Genomic DNA, 17,260 nt, shown 5'->3' with positions numbered 1-17,260 from the left:
ACCCTCAGGAGCTTTCTCATGGCTTCCCCCCCTTTCATTGCTTTATCTCAGGTCTTCGCTTGTTACCGGATCTCCGCTTACTACATTTCTTGCTGTTCGGTACTCCGCTTTTCAATCCCCCCTGCCCCTATCCTATTTTAGCAATTTCAATTCCCTTTTAAAAGAGTGGAAATCAAACCCAAGAGAACATCTATGCCCTCGCCAGTTACGGACGAAGTAGGAATTACCGTATAGCCACCGTATCTCGAGAACGCTTCTTTGTGTTCTTCTAGCTTCTTTTTTCTCTCAGATTTCTTTACTTTGTCTATCTTCGTGAGGACGATGGTGAATGGGACGTTCAGACTTCTCATCCATTCTATCATCATAAAGTCACTTTCTTGTGGGGGAATTCTACCGTCCACCAGAAGAAAAACCATTTGAAGAGGCCATCTGTTCACAAAGTAATCTTCTACCAATTTTTTCCACAACATACGTTCTCTCTTGGACACCTTCGCGTACCCGTACCCTGGAAGATCAGTGAAATAATATTTCGAGTTTACAAGATAGAAATTGATTGATCGAGTTTTTCCAGGAGTTTTACTGACGAAAGCGATCTTTTTGTTGAAAATAGCATTCAACAGGGAGGATTTCCCCACATTCGACCTCCCCACGAACGCTATTTCACCTTTCAACGGTGGGGGATAATCACCTGGAACTTTCGATACTTTGACCAATTTCACATCTTTTATGATCATTTTATCACCCTTTTCTATGCTAACATACAGAAGGGAGGTGTACAAATTGAGGGGTTATGTACAAGTTTATACGGGAGACGGAAAAGGAAAAACAACTGCGGCACTCGGCCTTTCAGTGAGAGCCGCTTGTGCGGGCCTGAAAGTATTCATAGGTCAGTTCTTGAAGGGATCTGAAACATCTGAGTTGAAAATAAACGAGTTTTTTTCAAACATAGAGATCGTTCAATATGGTACACCAGATTTTGTTTTTGGAAAACCACGAAAAGATCAAATAGAAAGGGCAAAAAAAGGATTAGACGATGCTCAAAAACGAATTTCTTCAGGAGAGTATGATATTGTTGTGCTCGACGAGCTATGTGTGGCCATACATTTGGGGTTTTTCTCTAGAGAGGAAATAGAGGCACTTCTCAACTCCAAGCCTGAACACGTAGAGCTCGTTATAACGGGCAGATACGCTCCTGAATGGTTAATGGAAAGGGCCGATCTTGTTACAGAAATGAGAGAAGTGAAACATTATTACAAGAAAGGAATTTCCGCAAGAAAGGGAATAGAATTTTGAAATTAGGGGGAGAGCAAATGGTTGTGGAGAATCGTTTATCGGATGGGAAACCAGTGGTAGGAATGGAAACTACTGTGTTCGTTCATGGACTACCAAAAAAAGAGGCATTACTTCTTTTTCAAAAAGCGAATGAGATTTCAAAAAAGATGAATTTTCAACTCGCAGTAGTGGGAATTTTGAGGGGAAGAGTAATTATTGGAATGAGTGAAAAAGAGTTGAAGATGATGATTGAAGAAGGCGCCGAGAAGATCGGAACTAGAGAGATTCCAATTGCCGTGTCAAAAAAATTCAACGCAGCAACTACCGTGAGTGCTACTATTTTTCTGTGTAAAAAATTCGGAATAGAGGTTGTGGTAACGGGTGGAACCGGTGGTGTTCACCCCGGTGGTGTTGATGTCTCGCAAGATCTCACAGAAATGGCTTCTTCGCGAGTCATTCTTGTATCGAGCGGAGTCAAATCTATACTCGATGTGGAAGCCACTTTCGAGAGGCTGGAAACTCTTGAGATCCCAATGGTGGGTTTTAGAACAGAAGAGTTTCCGCTATTCTTTTCTCGAAAAAGTGGATATAGAATCACGAAAGTAGAAAACGTGAATGAAATCGTGCAGCTCTACAAAACGATGAAAGAATTGGAACTCGGGAAAGCTCTCATGGTATTGAACCCTGTTCCAAAGGAACACGAAATACCTAGGGAGGAAATTGAGAGGATCTTGAGCAAAATAGACTTGAAAGTGAGGGGAAAGGAAGTTACGCCTTTACTCCTTGGAAAACTCGTAGAACTCACCGGCGGAAGAACTTTGAGAGCCAATTTAGCCCTGCTTGAAGAAAACACAAAGCTTGCTGGAGAAATAGCTAAAACCCTCGTGAGGGAACAGATCTGTGGTATACTAAACAGTAGAATTTCGTAATCAAACATCGAAGAAGGAGGTCAAGATGATATGAAAAGAACATACCAACCTTCGAGAAGAAAGAGAAAGAGAACACATGGTTTTCTGGCTCGCAAAAGGACACCAGGTGGTAGAAGGGTTCTCAGGAACAGGAGGAAGAAAGGTCGCTGGAGACTCACTGTATGACAGAACGTTTTACCAAAAGGGAACGCCTGAGGCTCAGGAGAGATTTCATAACTCTTTTTAAAGAGGGAGATAGTGTTCAAAATGAATATTTCGTCGTTCTTTTTAAAGAGAATGACTTGAATATTTCAAGATTAGGAATCGTGGTGAAAAAGAAGTTCGGGAAGGCGACCAAAAGAAATAAACTGAAGAGATGGATTCGTGAAATCTTTCGAAGAAACAAAAACAAGATTCTAAGAGGTTTCGACATAATTGTGATTCCAAGGAAAAGATTATCTGAGGAATTTGAAAGAATCGATTTTTGGACGGTAAAGGAAAAATTGTTGAGTCTTTTAGAGAGGATTGGGCGATGAAAAAGTTGCTCATAATGTTGGTTAGGTTCTATCAGAAATACATTTCTCCCCTCAAACCTCCAACTTGCAGGTTTACTCCAACCTGTTCTACTTATTTCATACAAGCGTTGGAAAAACACGGATTTCTGAAGGGCACTTTCCTGGGCCTCAGGCGAATTCTTCGTTGTAATCCTCTTTCCAAGGGTGGATACGACCCAGTACCAGAAGAATTCTCGTTCAAATTGAGGAGGCGGTAGATTTGAGGAGAGTTGTAGCAATACTATTTGCTGTACTTCCCTTGTTCTTGTTTGCAGTTGAACCTATCAAGGTGACCCGTTCGGATGAAGAAATAGTTGTCTTAACTAAATTCGAAGAGTACCATTTCGATCTGAAAAAGGGTATTTTGAAGGATTTCTATACTCTTGTTGATGGCAGAAAACACGTGTTTACTTACGGTAGCGACGGATTCGATGTGTTGGATGAAGGAACTCCTCTAAAAGTTATTGAGGAACCTATAATAACCGGCGAGGGAAGAACTTCTGAAGGATTCTCGAACAAGGTACAGATTGTGTACAATTACGGATTCGTGAAGAAGATTTTCACGATAGAAAACAATGAAAATTACCTTTTCTTTGTAGATATAGAATCCTCTAAACCCGTGGAGATAACACTTCCAAGAGTTTCGCTCGATTCTTCTACCGACAGATACATGGAGAATTATTTCGCATCTTTCAATCCCAAGCTTCGAACTTTGGTATTGATCAAGCACGATGAAGGTTTGAGCTTTGAAGAGACTTTGAAAGTGAGCGGTCACAAACGGATTTCTGTATTCCTAGGACCGAACAAAAGGACTCTCATTAAAAAAGCTTTTCCTGAAGATTATGAATTCCTCATGAAAACGTTGGGAAACGTTCCCGGCTTCAATAAATGGTACGATTCCGTATTTTACGGGTTAGTTTGGTTTTTCTGGTGGCTCAAAGATTTGACGAAGAGCTTTGGTTGGGCAATTGTGTTGTTCACATTGATCGTCAGACTCATTCTGTATCCACTCTATCATGCTCAAACCAAATCACTTATAAACATGAGGAAACTCCAACCTCGCATAGAGGCTATAAAAAAGAAATACAAAGATCCTACCAAGCAACAAGAAGCTCTGTTGAAACTGTATAGAGAGGCAGGAGTTAATCCAGCTAGTGGTTGTTTGATGCTTCTCATTCAATTCCCAATATTCATTCTTCTTTGGTCGGTTATCAGGTACTACGTAGAAGAGTTTGCTTATAGCGGTGGTTTTCTCATTTGGAAAGACCTTTCGGCTGGAGGATTTGCGAATAATTGGCTCTTTTTAGTTATTACCATAGTTGCAAGTTACTATACCACACTCCTCACCAGCCAAGATGTGAGAACAGCGTGGCAAGGTCTCATAATGTCCATCATTTTCCCGTTTTTGTTCGTTGGACTTCCAAGTGGACTCTTTCTCTATTACACAACGAACACTCTGATTCAACTTGCGGTTACTTATTACACTTACAAACGATACAAGATAAAAGGAATCACTACAAGGGAACTCCTTGGTTTGCCTAAAAAGGCATGAGGGGGGATTAGATGAAAAAGGTAGTGGAAAAGGCTTCCACAGTTGATGAGGCTGTAGACAAAGTAGTCGAAAAATATGGCCTTCAGGAAGACGAATACACGGTCAATATTTTGGAAAAGGGATTTCAAGGAATATTTGGTCTTTTCTCTAAAGAAGCGGTGGTCGAGGTTCAGATCAAGAGAGCTTACTTCGAAAGGAGATTGAAAGAGTTCTTGAAGGATATATTGAGTGTAGTAGACCCTGGCGTTCAGTTGTCAGTGAAATCATCTGGAAAGAGTTTTTTTGTGGATGTAAAGAGTGAAAACATTGGAAAACTAATCGGTAGACACGGCAAAACTTTAGGGGCACTTCAGCATATTACAATGATTTTCCTGAACAGATTGAGCGATACGAAGTTGAATGTGATTCTCGATATGGGAGATTATAGAGAAAAAAGAAAAAAATCTCTTGAAAAAATAGTGGAGGAAGCTGTCAAGAAGGCTTTGTCGGAGAAAACAAAAGTAGTTCTCGATCCTATGTTCGCTTTTGAGAGAAGGATAGTTCACAAGTTGGTGAAGAAATACAAAGGTGTTATAAGCTATTCAATAGGAGTTGAACCTTACAGACGGGTTGTTATTGAATACAACGGTTCAAGACGGGAGGGTAGGAGAAAACATGATATTAAAGAGAGCATATGATGTAACCCCTCATGAAATTTCTACAGATAAGGTGAAAGGGGTTCAAAAAAGGGTTCTTATAGGTCTTAAAGAGGCAAGAAATTTTGTTATGAGACTCTTCACTGTAGAACCGGGTGGGATTATAGACAGGCACTCTCATCCTTGGGAACATGAAATATTCGTTCTTAAAGGCCAACTAACAGTGCTCAATGAGAGTGGTGAAAACATAGTAGAGGAAGGTTATTGCATTTACGTGGAGCCGAACGAAATACACGGTTTCAGAAACAATACGAACTCTGAAGTTGAGTTTCTCTGTTTGATACCCAAAGAAGGAGGAGAGTAATTCTTTTTTAAAATATTCGAAAAAAAAGAGTAGTAGAATACTCTTCGCTGGCGCTTGGGGTGCGTCATAAATCCCGTTTGGGTACGTACCCCAGCGTTTGTATACCAAAACGACAGGAGGTGAACAGTTTTGTACGCCATCGTGGAAACTTCTGGTAGGCAGTACAAAGTGGAAGAAGGGAAGATTCTCTACACTGAGAAACAAACAGATTACTCTCCAGGAGACGAGATCGTTTTTGACAAAGTGGTTCTTCTCCGGAAAGATGATGAAGTGCTCGTTGGGAAACCCTATGTGGAAGGTGCCAAGGTTGTCGGGAAAGTTTTAGAACATGCCAAAGCAAGAAAAGTGAAAACCGTAAAGTACAGACCCAGAAAGAACAGTAAGGTGGAGAAAGGGCACAGACAGTGGTACACGGCCATCAAGATCGAAAAGATAGAAGTATGATAAAAGTGGTGGTTACCGATTCTTTTTTTGAGGTGAAGGGGCATTCTTCGAACGAGGTAGTGTGTGCCTCAGTTAGTGTTCTCACCCAGCATGTTGCTAACTTTTTAAAAGCGGAAGGAAAAGCTGTTTTGGAGAAAACATCAGGCTATTTAAAGGTCAAGTTCAAGAACTTGGATGAGTGTGGTTTGAAGTTGATCGCAGCATTTACGAGATCTTTGAAAGAGATCGAGCGGGACTTCCCTTCTCAAATCAAGGTGGAGGTGATCGTGAATGGCTCATAAAAAAAGTGGTGGCGTTGCAAAAAATGGTAGGGATAGTCTTCCAAAATATTTGGGTGTAAAGGTAGGCGACGGTCAGTTTGTAAAAGCAGGAAACATTTTGGTGAGACAGAGAGGAACAAAATTTCATCCTGGAAAAAACGTGGGAATGGGAAGAGATTTCACGTTGTTCGCTTTGAAAGACGGCAAGGTGAAATTTGAAAGAAAGAACAACAAGAAGTATGTGAGCGTTTATGAGGAGTGAGAAAGTGAACGATATAAAGCGTATCTCTTTCGTTGGAATATTCTCTGCCCTTGCTACACTTGTTATGTTTCTTGAGTTTCCTATATTCCCACAGGCAGCTTTTCTAAAGTATGATCCGAGCGAAATACCTGCCCTCATTGTGAGTTTTCTTTTGGGGCCAAGAGTGGGTATGCTCGTTGTATTGATCAAAGATGTTATCTTTTTTCTTGTGAAATCTGGGGATCCTGTGGGAATAGCTATGAACGCAGTTCTCGGTATGTCATTTGTAGGAATAGCGGGTCTTGTTTATCATAAAAACAAAAGTAAAGTTTCAGCTGTAAAGGGTATGACATTTGCAACGCTCTTCACAACAGCATTCGCTCTCGGCTTGAATGCTTTCATAGTTCCTCTTTATTTCAAAGCTCCTTTTGAACTTTACCTCAGGTTCTTTCCGTTTATCTTGGCGTTCAATCTGGTTAAGTTTGGAATTGATTCTGTGGTGACTCTCTTTGTTTATAAGAAAATCTCCAGTATTTTCAAGTTAGAAACGTTAGAAGGGAGGAGCAACAATGGCTAGGTATTTCCCTGTTCAAAAAACGACCATGATGAAACCGGAAGAAGTAGAGAGAAAATGGTACGTTGTAGATGCTTCTGGAAAAGTCTTGGGAAGGTTGGCAACGAGGATAGCCAAGATTTTAATGGGAAAACATAAACCTAATTACACTCCGTACGTTGACATGGGTGACTATGTTGTTGTTGTGAACGCTGAGAAGGTAGTACTAACCGGTAAAAAACTGGATCAAAAAATTTACTACAGACATTCTGGATACCCCGGTGGGCTCAAAGCGATAACCGCAAAACAAATGCTTCAAAGACATCCTGAAAGACTCATATGGCTTGCTGTTAAAAGAATGCTTCCAAAGAACAAGCTGGGAAGAAAGATGTTGAAAAGACTCAAAATTTATGCCTCTTCTGAGCATCCACATCAAGCTCAGAAACCGGAAGTTATTGAACTGTAAGTTATAAGGAGGGAGAAGAATGGCTGATGTGATTGGTTACTATGGAACTGGTAGGCGGAAAACGGCTGTCGCGAGGGTTTATCTGAGACCCGGTGACGGAAAAGTTAAAATCAATGGGAAAGAATACGAAAGTTTAGCTGATTACTTTAAAAACCCTGCTTGGACGAAGCATGCAATAGAACCCCTTGAAGTTACAAACACTCTTGGAAAGTTCGATCTTGTGATCAGAGTCAACGGAGGAGGTCTTTCTGGTCAGTCTGGTGCTGTGAGATTAGGAATAGCAAGAGCACTCCTCCAGTACGACGAGAATCTGAAACCCACTTTGAAAAAATACAAGATGCTCACAAGAGATCCAAGAGAAGTCGAAAGGAAGAAGTATGGTTTGAAAAAAGCAAGAAGAGCTCCTCAGTTCTCCAAGAGATGATTCCTATCGAGAGGAGAAAATTCGGGGTCCGGAGAACCCGGACCTCTTTTCTTCTGTTCATTCTTAAGGAGTGAGAGAGTGTGATCCCTCGAGAGGTGATCGAGGAAATAAAAGAAAAAGTCGACATTGTGGAAGTTATCTCGGAGTACGTGAATCTCACCAGAGTCGGCTCTTCTTACCGCGCGCTTTGTCCTTTTCATGCGGAAACAAACCCTTCCTTCTATGTACATCCAGGCCTTAAAATATACCACTGTTTTGGATGTGGAGCAAGCGGTGACGTTATAAAGTTCCTCCAAGAGATGGAAGGTATAAGTTTTCAAGAAGCATTGGAAAGATTGGCCAAAAGAGTCGGTATCGATATCTCTGTTTACAAAGAAAGAGGTCCCTCCGACTATGTTAAGTATGTTCGTCTTTACGAGGAGGTATGGAAAAGATATGTAAACGAATTGGAACGTTCAGAAAAAGCGAAAGAGTATCTAAAATCTAGAGGATACACACTGAATGAGTTGAAAGAGATAGGATTTGGATATGTTCCAAGAGGATCAAAAATTGCCCTCGAAGTGGCAAAAAGAATGGGACTAGGAGAAGAAGAAACAGTAAAATACGGATTAACTCTGAGAAAGGGGAATCAGTTGATTGATAGATTCGAAGGGAGATTAGTCATTCCAATAAGAAATGATAGTGGTCATATTGTTGCTTTTGGAGGGCGGATTCTGGGAGATGGAGATCCAAAGTATTTGAACTCCCCAGATACCAAGTACTTTTCTAAAAGAAAAGTATTATTTTTGTTTGATGAGGCTAAAAAGCACGCAAAAGAAGTAGGTTTTTTCGTGATCACTGAGGGTTACTTTGACGCTTTGGCTTTCAAGCGAGATGGTGTTCCCACCGTCGTGGCAGTCCTTGGGTCTAACCTTTCTCGGGAGGCTATTTCGAAACTTTCTGCTTATTCTAAAAATGTCATTCTATGTTTCGACAACGATAAAACCGGCTTCAAAGCAACTTTGTCATCCCTGGAAAGTCTTCTAGAGTATGAATTCAACGTTCTTGTTGCTTCTCCAGAACCTTATAAAGATCCTGATGAACTTTTTTCCAGAGAAGGGAAAGGTTCTCTAAAAAACATGCTTAAAAACTCCGTGGTATTCGAATATTTTCTAGTGAAAGCAGGAGATGTGCTTTTCGACAGAAACAGTTCCACTGGTGTGAAAGCTTACCTTCTTTTTTTGAAAAAATGGATCCAAAAGATGCGAAGAAAAGGATACCTGAAAAACGTGGACAATCTTATTAAGGAAGTGTCTTCTCTTTTACAGATACCTGAGAGTCAGTTGTTGAACTTTTTTGAAAGTGATAGGTCTAACAATATGCTTGTTCACGAGAAGAGGATATCAAAAGTTTACGGTGAAGAAGAAGCATTGGTCTATCTTTTCTTGAATTATGAAGACCTCAGAGAGAAGATCTTGAGCCTCGATTTGGAGGTACTGGAAGGGAACGCAAAAGATTTCTTTGAGAAAATCATGGGTGGCGAAGACCCAAATGACGTGGTAGAGAGTTTCCCAAAAGAGATGAAGGACTGGATTTTCAAAATTTTAGAAGAGATTCCTCCTCCCAAAGACCCGGAAAAGTTTCTCGGCGATATTTCTGAAAAATTGAAGAATCGACGATTAGAAAAGCGTCTAATGGAGATAGATGAGAGGATCAAAAGGAGCCCCTCCGAAGAAGAAAAGCGGATTCTTCTGAGTATGAAAATGGACCTCTTGCGTAAGATGAAAAGGAGGTGATGAGTATGGCAGAAAAGAAGGAAATCATCATGAATGAAAACCAACAAGTAAATACCAAAACGAATTCAAGAGAGGAGAATAAGTTTCCTCCTGAGATAGAAAAACGAATCAAAAAGCTCATCCGTCAAGGCAAAAAGAAAGGTTACATCACTTACGAAGATATAGACAAGGCTTTTCCACCTGATTTCGAAGGGTTCGATACGAATTTGATAGAGAGAATATACGAGGAGTTAGAGAAGAACGGAGTCAATATTGTCGAAAGCGATACAGTAGAGGAAGATACTTCTACCGAAGAACTCGAAGAACTTCTCGAGAAAGAATCCCCAGAAGTTCATGATACTAGCAATGTGAGAGATTCTATAAAAATGTATCTCAAAGAAATAGGGAAAATACCATTGCTTACACCAGCTCAGGAAAGAGAGCTTGCAAGACGTGCCCAGATGGGTGATAGGAAAGCAAAAGAGAAACTCATTACATCAAATTTGAGGCTCGTTGTCAGCATAGCCAAACGTTATATGGGTCGGGGACTTTCGTTCCAAGACCTCATACAGGAGGGGAATATAGGTTTACTAAAGGCGGTGGAGAAATTCGACTGGAGAAAAGGTTACAAATTTAGCACGTACGCCACATGGTGGATCAGGCAAGCTATTACGAGAGCGATCGCTGACCAAGCAAGAACGATCAGGATACCCGTTCACATGGTGGAGACCATAAACAAATTGAACCGGCTCAGAAGGGAATATTATCAAAAACACGGTGAAGAACCATCCATAGAAGAGTTGGCAAAAATGATGGGGAAACCACCTGAGAAGATAAAGGATATACTAGAAGCTGCAAAAGAAACCATATCGCTTGAGTCTCCAATAGGAGAAGACGAAGATTCTTCCATAGAAGATTTCGTAGCTGATGAATCCATACCTTCTCCTAAAAAAGAAGCAATGAGGATGTTGATGCGTGAGGAGTTGGAGAAAGTGTTGAAGACCCTCAGTCCTAGAGAAGCAATGGTTCTCAGGATGAGATATGGTTTGCTCGATGGAAAACCCAAAACCTTAGAAGAAGTGGGCCAATATTTCAACGTGACGAGGGAGAGAATAAGACAGATAGAGGTTAAAGCACTTAGAAAGTTGAGACATCCTTCAAGGAGTAAGTATTTGAAATCCTTGCTTTCACTGATGGATGAAAACGAAGGGTGAGGGAACTCACCCTTCGTTATTTTTTAGAAAACTTAGAAGAAAGTCTACAGGGTTTCCTCTTTTGTAGAGAACGACACTTCCTGATCTTGGATTGTATCTTGGATGTTTCAAGAACGATGAGCTTTTGCTCGGGAAAAGTTCCACCATGGAGTGATCGAACCTGATTTTTTTTATTCCAAGCTCAGCTGCCCTTATTCGCAATTTAAAGTAGTTCAGAAGAAGTTTTACCTCTTCGGGAGGTTCTCCAAATCTGTCTTTCATTTCTTCACGAATATCTTCCAAATCTTCTTCTGTAGCGGAGAAAGCAAGTTTTCTGTACATTCTTAGCCTCTCCACAGGGTTTGGTACATAATCCTCCGGGATGAAGAATCTCCCGGGAGGATTTTCTATCTCGACATTTATGGCTTGCTTCGATTCTACTTGTTCTCCTCTGATCTTCATCACAGTCTCTTTCAACATCTCATTGTAGAGCTTCAAACCAATAGAAACCACGTTTCCATGCTGTTCAAGTCCGAGGACATCTCCTATACCTCTCAATTCCATATCCTTCATGGCGATTTGAAGTCCGCTGTTTGGTCCTGTGTGGGATCTAAAAATTTTCAATCTTTTCAGCGCGTTCTTTGGAACGTTCTTCGGATACAAGAAGTACGCGAAAGCTCTCCGATCACTTCTACCGACTCTTCCTCTGAGCTGATACAACTGGGCAAGTCCGTATCTGTGAGCGTCATCGACAATCAGAGTGTTTGCATTTGGAATGTCCACACCGTTTTCTATGATAGTGGTGCACAGAAGAACATCGATCTCTCCTTGATAAAATTCATGGATCACTTTCTCCATGTTTTTTCTTGACATCCTACCGTGGGCTACCTCGATTTTGAGTTCCGGGAACATCTTCTTCAACTTTGCAAAAACCTCTGGAAGTTCCTCGACTCTGTTGTGAACATAAATCACCTGTCCACCTCTGTTTATTTCTCTCACAACAGCCCCCTTTATAAGATCCTCATTGTATTCTGCAACGTAGATGTGAACAGGTTTACGACCAGGAGGAGGGGTGTTGATAACCGAAAAATCTTTCATTCCGGAAAGAGCCATGTGAAGTGTCCGGGGAATAGGGGTTGCGCTCAGTGAAAGAACGTTCACGTTGAGTCTCATCTTTTTGAATTGTTCTTTTTGCTCAACACCAAACTTTTGCTCTTCGTCGATGATAACGAGTCCTACATCAGCGAATTTCACGTTGTTATTTAGGAGAGAGTGTGTCCCTATTACAACATCTATTTCCCCTTTTTTCAATCCCTGAATTACTTCTTTTCTTTCTCTAGATGTCCTAGAGCTGTCCAACAATTCTACTTTAATTCCAAACGGCTCTAGCCTTTCTTTGAACGTTTCGTAGTGTTGTCTGGCAAGTACAGTTGTTGGTACGAGAACAACAACTTGTTTTCCAGACACCACTGTTCGGAACGCAGCACGAAGTGCCACTTCTGTTTTTCCAACACCTGCATCACCACAAAGTAGTCTGTCCATGGGTTTTTCAGATGCTAAATCTGCTAGCACTTCTTCTATACATCGCTCTTGATCAGGGGTTTCAATGTAGGAAAAAGTTTCTGAGAATTTTTCTTCTAACTCTGGATCACCAAGTAGTGGTATTCCACGTGCTTCTTGTCGTTTCATGTAAAGCTCGACAAGTTCCTTTATTTTGCGTTCGATATTTTCTTTCACTTTTTTCAACGTTTGTTTCCATCTTCCCCTATTCAACCTATCAAGTTTCACTTGAGAAGGATCACCTATGTACTTGTGTACTCTGTCTATCTTTTCCACAGGTACATAGAGAATGGAATCTTCGTATTTTAGCTTCAAATAATCACGCTCACCCAGAACCCCTTTCAAACGAACAATGCCTTCAAAGATAGCCACTCCGTGTTCTCTATGAACAACGAGTTCGCCTTCTGCTATTTCATCCACATCTAAGATAGGAAGAGACTCTTCTTCTTTATTTTGGGGAATGACGAACGTGATGGTTTTTTTGGCCACCTTCTTCAACACCCTATCCAAAACACTCTCATCGAAGAATTTTTCATATTCGTCTCCTAGAAGTTCTTTCATCTCCTTTCGAATTTTTCTAAACTCTTCCAATACCTTCCTATTATCTTCACATACAAAACGAACTTCTGACTTTGCGAAGTCAAGAAGTGTGTTGTCTCCGTATCCATCGATAAACGGAAGTACAACAACTTCATTGGTAGCCTGGAAGGATCTTTGAGTAGCAACGTTGAAAAATCTGATCTCTTCTACTTCATCTCCAAACAACTCAATTCTTATGGGATGATCGTACCCCGGGGAGAAGATGTCGACAATGCCACCTCTTATGGAGAACTCTCCCGGTGCTTGGACTGTGAAAGTACGCTCATACCCCATTCTCACAAGTTTCTCAGGAGGGAGAGTCAGTATCGAGGCCGACCGTATCCTTATGGAATTCTCCTTCAGGAAATTCGGAGAGAACAATTTTTCAGTGAGGGCTTTCAGAGTAGTAACAAGCCTCAGATCCTCGTCTTTTAAGAGTCTCCAGAGGATCTCAATTCTCCTTTTTTTCACATTTGGAGACAAATCGATCTCTTCTGAAGGTAGAGTGTCCCTCGACGGATAGAAAACGTATCCTTTCGTGCTGGAAAATCTCTCGTTTGGGATTAGAAATATCTCAATCATTACTCACCAAGTCTTTCACAATTTTCTTTTGGTCTTCACTAAGATCTTCCAGGGCGTTTGGAAAATTGAGTTTGATTTTGCAAAGAGCCCTTACAACCTTTACTCTAGAGTCGTTCAATCCTGAAGATTCCGCCTTTTCCACTAAAGATAAAGCCTCGAAATACTTTCCCATTTGATAGTATGCGCATCCCATGTTAAAAAGTGCGATCGCATTTTTTGGATCCAGATCCAACGCTTTTTTATAACTCTCTATTGCTTTTGCAAGATAATTCATCCTTCTGTAGATGTTTCCTATGTTAACCCATATCTCCACAGAAGACTCTTTTTCCGCAATCTTCAAAAACTTTTTCAAAGCGGTTTCCAACTTTCCCTCTTTCATCTCAAAATATGCTTCTTCGAATTCATTTGAGCTCAAGTTCTATCACCCTCTTTGTGACGTACACGGTGTCTGAATAGTTCATATCTGGTGTTTTGAAGGTGACAGAAATGGGAATGATTTCCTCAGAAATTGGTTTAACATAAGAGAAACTGAATACCCACAAGTTGTGTTTCAAAAAGTGAGGTTTACCAACCCCACCACCCGATTTGTAACAAAATTCCTTGAAAGAAGATGTTGCATCCTGGTTGGTGTAAAGTTTAACGTTTTTCAATTTGAGAACAGCAAGCTGTTCGGTCGAAAAGGGAGTTTCAGGTGGTACTAGAACACAATATCCTCCTCTATCGTTTATCTGGAAAATTTTCTTTGGAAGAAACTCTTCATCACTGATGTAAATCGTATATTCCCTCGTTTCGTGGGATGCTTCGAAAGGGATTCTACCCCGTGCCTCAAGTAAATCAGAAAAGAGATGTGCAAGGTGAATATCTTCTCCGAAAGCATTTTCCACTCTCACAAATAGATACATCCTATCCGTTGTGATTTTGAAAGAGTCAATGTGAACGAAGATGGGTTCTAACGATTTCAAAATATTGATTTCCACTCTTTTGTTTTTCCAATCCATTCCAAAGAGAAATGGATAATTGTACTCTATATTCACATACTGAGGCATCGAACCTATTTCGTTGAGTGTTCTTCCATCGAAATGAAAGAGTGTTCCGAATAGATCTAGTAGAAGAAAGGAACCATCGTAGAACATTTCGAAGGCCCGGGAAGGAACAGGAAGGGAAATCCTTTGCTGCTCAGAAGAATCAACGTCAGTTATTATGAGAGTGTTACTCCATGCATCCAAAACTATCACTTTTCTTCTGTAAACCTCTGCGTCAACGATCAAAGGTTTACCTTCGATTGGTATCTCTTTTGATACTTCACCATCGTTGATCAGAACAATTCTGTCAACGTCCGCCAAGGCGAATTCTCCTGTATCTAAAACACCTGCTCCTATAGGATGATGAAAATTCGCTACCTTCCTTTCGTTTTTGTAAACTTCTCCATCACTCGATATGAGAAAGATATTACCATCTTTGTCGGTGAATACTTGCTCTGGATGGAAAGAGAGATTTTTCACCGTATAAGTGTATCCATCTGTTATTAAAAGTCGAGCGTTTGGAGGATCTACGATGTATATATATTTTCCAAGAACGGCGATATCCGTCGGCGAGAAGAAATACTCTATTCCATTTTTGAAACCATCCAGATCCCTGAGTTTTTTCATGTAAAAAGAATTCTCTTTTCGGTTTTGAAGGATAAACTCGAGATTATGAACGAGAGAGAGGACTTCCGGTTGATCTGGAACCACAACAAGAAGGTTCTTAAGATCTTCGTAAGCTTCTCTCACTTGTCCTAACTCTATCATAATTTTCGCTCTCAAATACCAAAACTCTGCCAGATCTTCTGCAGGTATAGGTTTGTAAAAGGCCTCCTCCATTTTTTGGGCAGCATTCTTCACACGTCCGTTCGCCCAGTCTATTATTGCTTCTGAAAACATATCTTTCACACTCTGGGTGTTCTGAGAATATATCAGGAAAGGAAGAACCAGCAAAACGATAGAACAAATTTTTCTCACAGTTTCACCTCTTGAACAAGCTCACTTTTCTTTCCGTTCCATTCAGAAGTCTTCGTATGTTTTCGGAATGTCTCAAAGTAGAGAGAACTGCGAGGATGAGTATTAGCATACCTGTGTCATATCCTCTGAAGAAAAATCCCAAAAGTGCTGAGATGTAGAGGCCAACGAGGGAACCGAGGGAAGCATATCTCGTGAAAGACACTATAAGGATCCACACTGAAGTGAATACGAGACCAACAGGCCATGCTAGATAAAAGATTATACCGAGAGTTGACGCAACACCTTTTCCCCCTTTGAACCTCATAAATACGGGGAAATCGTGGCCTAAAACCGTGAATATTGCCGTGAGAGAAATGATTTTTGGATCCTCGGAGACAATCCCAGTCAAAAATACAGGGAAGAATCCTTTCAGGGCGTCAAGCAGGAGACATAGACCACCAATAGCTGGACCCGTGGTTCTTATCGCATTTGTTGCTCCAACGTTTCCACTTCCAATCTTTCTTATGTCAATGCCTTTCAACCATTTGGGTATCAAATAACTGAAAGGTATCGAACCTACAAGATAACCAATTAAAGGGAAAAGCCACCATTCCACGATATCACCTACTCTTTTTGAATTTCAGGAATATTGGGGATCCTTCAAACGAAAAGACGTAATCTCTGATTAATCTCCTAAGAAATACCTTCTGCGGATTTTTGATTTTTTCCGTGTTGTTCACAAAAAACAAGAAAGTAGGTGGTTTCACATCGACTTGAAGTCCAAAAAAGATTTTGAGGCCCTTCGGAAGATTCGTGAAAGCTAACACTTTCTGAAGAGCTGAATTCAGGGCGCTTGATGGGACTTTTGTGGTATAAGAAGAGTAGGCTGTGTTGATGGCGTCTAAGATCTTATCCACGCCCCAACCTTTATTTGCGGATGTGAAAAGAAGGGGGCTGTAATCGATGAAATAGAGCTTTTCTTTGAAAAGTTTCGTGAATTCGTCGTATCTTTTTTCCCTATGTTCCACGAGATCCCATTTGTTGAATACAACAACACTAGCTTTTCCCCTTCTTTCAGCCAATCCTGCTATTCTTTGATCTTGTCTTGTGATACCTTGAGTAGCGTCGAGGACAATTATGACAACGTCTGCTCTCTCTATGCTATCTACGACTCGATAGGTACTGTATTTTTCAACAGTCCTTGGTTCTATCCTAGACTTTCTTCTCAAACCAGCAGTGTCTACGAAGACATATTTCCTTCCATCAATGAGCACTTCGTCATCCACAGGGTCCCTCGTTGTACCTGGTATCGGTGAAACGAGGGCACGTTCTTTGTTAAGGATGGCGTTGAAAAGACTGGATTTCCCAACGTTGGGTCTTCCGACAATGGCCACTTTTATCGCATCTGCGATTTCTGGTTTAGGAGTTAAATCAATGCCTTTTTCTTCTAGCCTTTTTATGACAGTTTCAATTAAAATGTCAAGATTTACATTATGTTCCGCAGAAACGGGGAGAGGATCACCAAACCCCAAACTGCAAAGCTCTGGTTTTACTTCTTTTTCAAATTTCCAGATGTTTTCAGCTTTGTTCGCCACTAAGAGTACATCAACTTGTGATTTTCTCAGAAATTCTGCAAGTGATTCGTCTTCCTTCGTTATACCAGTCTTTCCGTCGACGACGAATAAAACGAGATCCGCTTCTCTAACCATATTCAGTGTAACTTCTTTCATCTTTTTGGAAATAATATCCTGTGGTTTATCGAACACACCACAAGTGTCAACTAGTCTGAAAGATTTACCATACCATTCTACAGTGTCTTGAACGGGGTCACGAGTGACCCCTTCCTCATCTTCAACGATCGCTTTTTTCTTTCTCACTAACTTATTAAAAAGAGTTGACTTGCCAACGTTGGGCTTACCAACTATTAAAACAGTTGCCAT

The 17,260-nt window shown here is 40.8% G+C and carries 22 protein-coding genes; 16 read left to right on the top strand and 6 right to left on the bottom strand.

The window, feature by feature from the left end; genetic code table 11:
- Positions 1-146 precede the first annotated feature (146 nt).
- A complete protein-coding gene (yihA, locus tag AS005_RS02625; RefSeq protein WP_101510125.1) occupies positions 147-734 on the bottom strand; it encodes a ribosome biogenesis GTP-binding protein YihA/YsxC in 588 nt (195 codons plus the stop codon).
- Positions 735-780: 46 nt separating this feature from the next.
- On the opposite strand from yihA, the gene cobO reads away from it, so the two are divergent.
- The 16 genes from cobO (at position 781) to rpoD (ending at position 10,641) form a co-directional block, all read left to right on the top strand.
- Positions 781-1,293 carry a cob(I)yrinic acid a,c-diamide adenosyltransferase gene (gene cobO / locus AS005_RS02620; RefSeq protein ID WP_101510124.1) on the top strand — a complete coding sequence of 171 codons (513 nt, stop codon included), beginning with the start codon at positions 781-783 and terminating at the stop codon, positions 1,291-1,293.
- A gap of 17 nt (positions 1,294-1,310) precedes the next feature.
- Entirely contained in the window at positions 1,311-2,201 is an 891-nt protein-coding gene (locus tag AS005_RS02615; protein ID WP_101510123.1) for a pseudouridine-5'-phosphate glycosidase, read from the top strand.
- Between the two features lie 30 nt (positions 2,202-2,231).
- Positions 2,232-2,366, top strand: coding sequence for a 50S ribosomal protein L34 (gene rpmH, locus AS005_RS02610; RefSeq protein WP_038067454.1), 135 nt, complete (start codon positions 2,232-2,234; stop codon positions 2,364-2,366).
- Positions 2,363-2,716 (top strand): ribonuclease P protein component, encoded by a 354-nt coding sequence (gene rnpA / locus AS005_RS02605; RefSeq protein ID WP_101510122.1) that lies wholly within the window; start codon positions 2,363-2,365, stop codon positions 2,714-2,716. The genes rpmH and rnpA overlap by 4 nt, the downstream gene beginning before the upstream one ends.
- Entirely contained in the window at positions 2,713-2,952 is a 240-nt protein-coding gene (gene yidD / locus AS005_RS02600; protein ID WP_101510121.1) for a membrane protein insertion efficiency factor YidD, read from the top strand. Before rnpA ends, yidD begins: the two co-directional genes overlap by 4 nt.
- 2 nt (positions 2,953-2,954) lie before the next feature.
- Entirely contained in the window at positions 2,955-4,286 is a 1,332-nt protein-coding gene (gene yidC / locus AS005_RS02595) for a membrane protein insertase YidC (protein ID WP_101510120.1), read from the top strand.
- Positions 4,287-4,297: 11 nt separating this feature from the next.
- Complete coding sequence (gene jag, locus AS005_RS02590) at positions 4,298-4,963, top strand: RNA-binding cell elongation regulator Jag/EloR (RefSeq protein ID WP_101510119.1); 666 nt, start codon at positions 4,298-4,300, stop codon at positions 4,961-4,963.
- Positions 4,941-5,285: a cupin domain-containing protein gene (locus AS005_RS02585; protein WP_101510118.1), complete on the top strand. Its 345-nt coding sequence runs from the start codon at positions 4,941-4,943 to the stop codon at positions 5,283-5,285. Before jag ends, AS005_RS02585 begins: the two co-directional genes overlap by 23 nt.
- 129 nt (positions 5,286-5,414) lie before the next feature.
- Positions 5,415-5,729, top strand: a complete 315-nt coding sequence (gene rplU, locus AS005_RS02580) for a 50S ribosomal protein L21 (protein WP_101510117.1) — start codon at positions 5,415-5,417, stop codon at positions 5,727-5,729.
- On the top strand, positions 5,726-6,010 hold the full coding sequence (locus AS005_RS02575; protein ID WP_101510116.1) for a ribosomal-processing cysteine protease Prp: 285 nt from the start codon (positions 5,726-5,728) through the stop codon (positions 6,008-6,010). Before rplU ends, AS005_RS02575 begins: the two co-directional genes overlap by 4 nt.
- Positions 6,000-6,251: a 50S ribosomal protein L27 gene (rpmA, locus tag AS005_RS02570; protein ID WP_101510115.1), complete on the top strand. Its 252-nt coding sequence runs from the start codon at positions 6,000-6,002 to the stop codon at positions 6,249-6,251. Before AS005_RS02575 ends, rpmA begins: the two co-directional genes overlap by 11 nt.
- 4 nt (positions 6,252-6,255) lie before the next feature.
- Entirely contained in the window at positions 6,256-6,807 is a 552-nt protein-coding gene (locus tag AS005_RS02565; protein WP_101510114.1) for an ECF transporter S component, read from the top strand.
- Positions 6,800-7,249 (top strand): 50S ribosomal protein L13, encoded by a 450-nt coding sequence (gene rplM, locus AS005_RS02560; RefSeq protein ID WP_101510113.1) that lies wholly within the window; start codon positions 6,800-6,802, stop codon positions 7,247-7,249. The genes AS005_RS02565 and rplM overlap by 8 nt, the downstream gene beginning before the upstream one ends.
- A 19-nt stretch (positions 7,250-7,268) precedes the next feature.
- Entirely contained in the window at positions 7,269-7,673 is a 405-nt protein-coding gene (rpsI, locus tag AS005_RS02555; RefSeq protein ID WP_101510112.1) for a 30S ribosomal protein S9, read from the top strand.
- An 80-nt stretch (positions 7,674-7,753) separates the two neighbouring features.
- On the top strand, positions 7,754-9,448 hold the full coding sequence (gene dnaG, locus AS005_RS02550) for a DNA primase (protein WP_101510111.1): 1,695 nt from the start codon (positions 7,754-7,756) through the stop codon (positions 9,446-9,448).
- Positions 9,449-9,453: 5 nt separating this feature from the next.
- Positions 9,454-10,641 (top strand): RNA polymerase sigma factor RpoD, encoded by a 1,188-nt coding sequence (gene rpoD, locus AS005_RS02545; RefSeq protein ID WP_101510110.1) that lies wholly within the window; start codon positions 9,454-9,456, stop codon positions 10,639-10,641.
- A gap of 6 nt (positions 10,642-10,647) precedes the next feature.
- Here the strand turns inward: rpoD and mfd are convergent, their stop codons facing one another.
- The 5 genes from mfd to der are packed head-to-tail and all read right to left on the bottom strand — an operon-like array spanning position 10,648 to position 17,260.
- Complete coding sequence (gene mfd, locus AS005_RS02540) at positions 10,648-13,341, bottom strand: transcription-repair coupling factor (protein ID WP_101510109.1); 2,694 nt, start codon at positions 13,339-13,341, stop codon at positions 10,648-10,650.
- Positions 13,334-13,756: a tetratricopeptide repeat protein gene (locus tag AS005_RS02535; protein ID WP_101510108.1), complete on the bottom strand. Its 423-nt coding sequence runs from the start codon at positions 13,754-13,756 to the stop codon at positions 13,334-13,336. The genes mfd and AS005_RS02535 overlap by 8 nt, the downstream gene beginning before the upstream one ends.
- On the bottom strand, positions 13,743-15,341 hold the full coding sequence (locus tag AS005_RS02530) for a hypothetical protein (protein WP_233186209.1): 1,599 nt from the start codon (positions 15,339-15,341) through the stop codon (positions 13,743-13,745). Before AS005_RS02530 ends, AS005_RS02535 begins: the two co-directional genes overlap by 14 nt.
- Positions 15,342-15,345: 4 nt before the next feature.
- Positions 15,346-15,936, bottom strand: a complete 591-nt coding sequence (gene plsY, locus AS005_RS02525) for a glycerol-3-phosphate 1-O-acyltransferase PlsY (RefSeq protein WP_101510107.1) — start codon at positions 15,934-15,936, stop codon at positions 15,346-15,348.
- 4 nt (positions 15,937-15,940) lie between these two features.
- Positions 15,941-17,260 carry a ribosome biogenesis GTPase Der gene (der, locus tag AS005_RS02520; protein WP_101510106.1) on the bottom strand — a complete coding sequence of 440 codons (1,320 nt, stop codon included), beginning with the start codon at positions 17,258-17,260 and terminating at the stop codon, positions 15,941-15,943.

This window comes from Thermotoga sp. KOL6, from assembly GCF_002866025.1.
In the GTDB taxonomy this organism is placed as follows: Bacteria; Thermotogota; Thermotogae; order Thermotogales; family Thermotogaceae; genus Thermotoga.
This window is presented reverse-complemented; position numbering and strand designations above follow the sequence as displayed.

Excerpts from the sequence above, each read along its gene's own strand:
- yihA (WP_101510125.1), bottom strand. The coding sequence starts at position 734 with ATGATCATAAAAGATGTGAAATTGGTCAAAGTATCGAAAGTTCCAGGT.
- AS005_RS02615 (WP_101510123.1), top strand. The coding sequence starts at position 1,311 with ATGGTTGTGGAGAATCGTTTATCGGATGGGAAACCAGTGGTAGGAATG.
- rpmH (WP_038067454.1), top strand. The coding sequence starts at position 2,232 with ATGAAAAGAACATACCAACCTTCGAGAAGAAAGAGAAAGAGAACACAT.
- rnpA (WP_101510122.1), top strand. The coding sequence starts at position 2,363 with ATGACAGAACGTTTTACCAAAAGGGAACGCCTGAGGCTCAGGAGAGAT.
- yidD (WP_101510121.1), top strand. The coding sequence starts at position 2,713 with ATGAAAAAGTTGCTCATAATGTTGGTTAGGTTCTATCAGAAATACATT.
- jag (WP_101510119.1), top strand. The coding sequence starts at position 4,298 with ATGAAAAAGGTAGTGGAAAAGGCTTCCACAGTTGATGAGGCTGTAGAC.
- AS005_RS02585 (WP_101510118.1), top strand. The coding sequence starts at position 4,941 with ATGATATTAAAGAGAGCATATGATGTAACCCCTCATGAAATTTCTACA.
- AS005_RS02575 (WP_101510116.1), top strand. The coding sequence starts at position 5,726 with ATGATAAAAGTGGTGGTTACCGATTCTTTTTTTGAGGTGAAGGGGCAT.
- rpmA (WP_101510115.1), top strand. The coding sequence starts at position 6,000 with ATGGCTCATAAAAAAAGTGGTGGCGTTGCAAAAAATGGTAGGGATAGT.
- rplM (WP_101510113.1), top strand. The coding sequence starts at position 6,800 with ATGGCTAGGTATTTCCCTGTTCAAAAAACGACCATGATGAAACCGGAA.
- rpsI (WP_101510112.1), top strand. The coding sequence starts at position 7,269 with ATGGCTGATGTGATTGGTTACTATGGAACTGGTAGGCGGAAAACGGCT.
- rpoD (WP_101510110.1), top strand. The coding sequence starts at position 9,454 with ATGGCAGAAAAGAAGGAAATCATCATGAATGAAAACCAACAAGTAAAT.
- mfd (WP_101510109.1), bottom strand. The coding sequence starts at position 13,341 with ATGATTGAGATATTTCTAATCCCAAACGAGAGATTTTCCAGCACGAAA.
- der (WP_101510106.1), bottom strand. The coding sequence starts at position 17,260 with ATGGCAACTGTTTTAATAGTTGGTAAGCCCAACGTTGGCAAGTCAACT.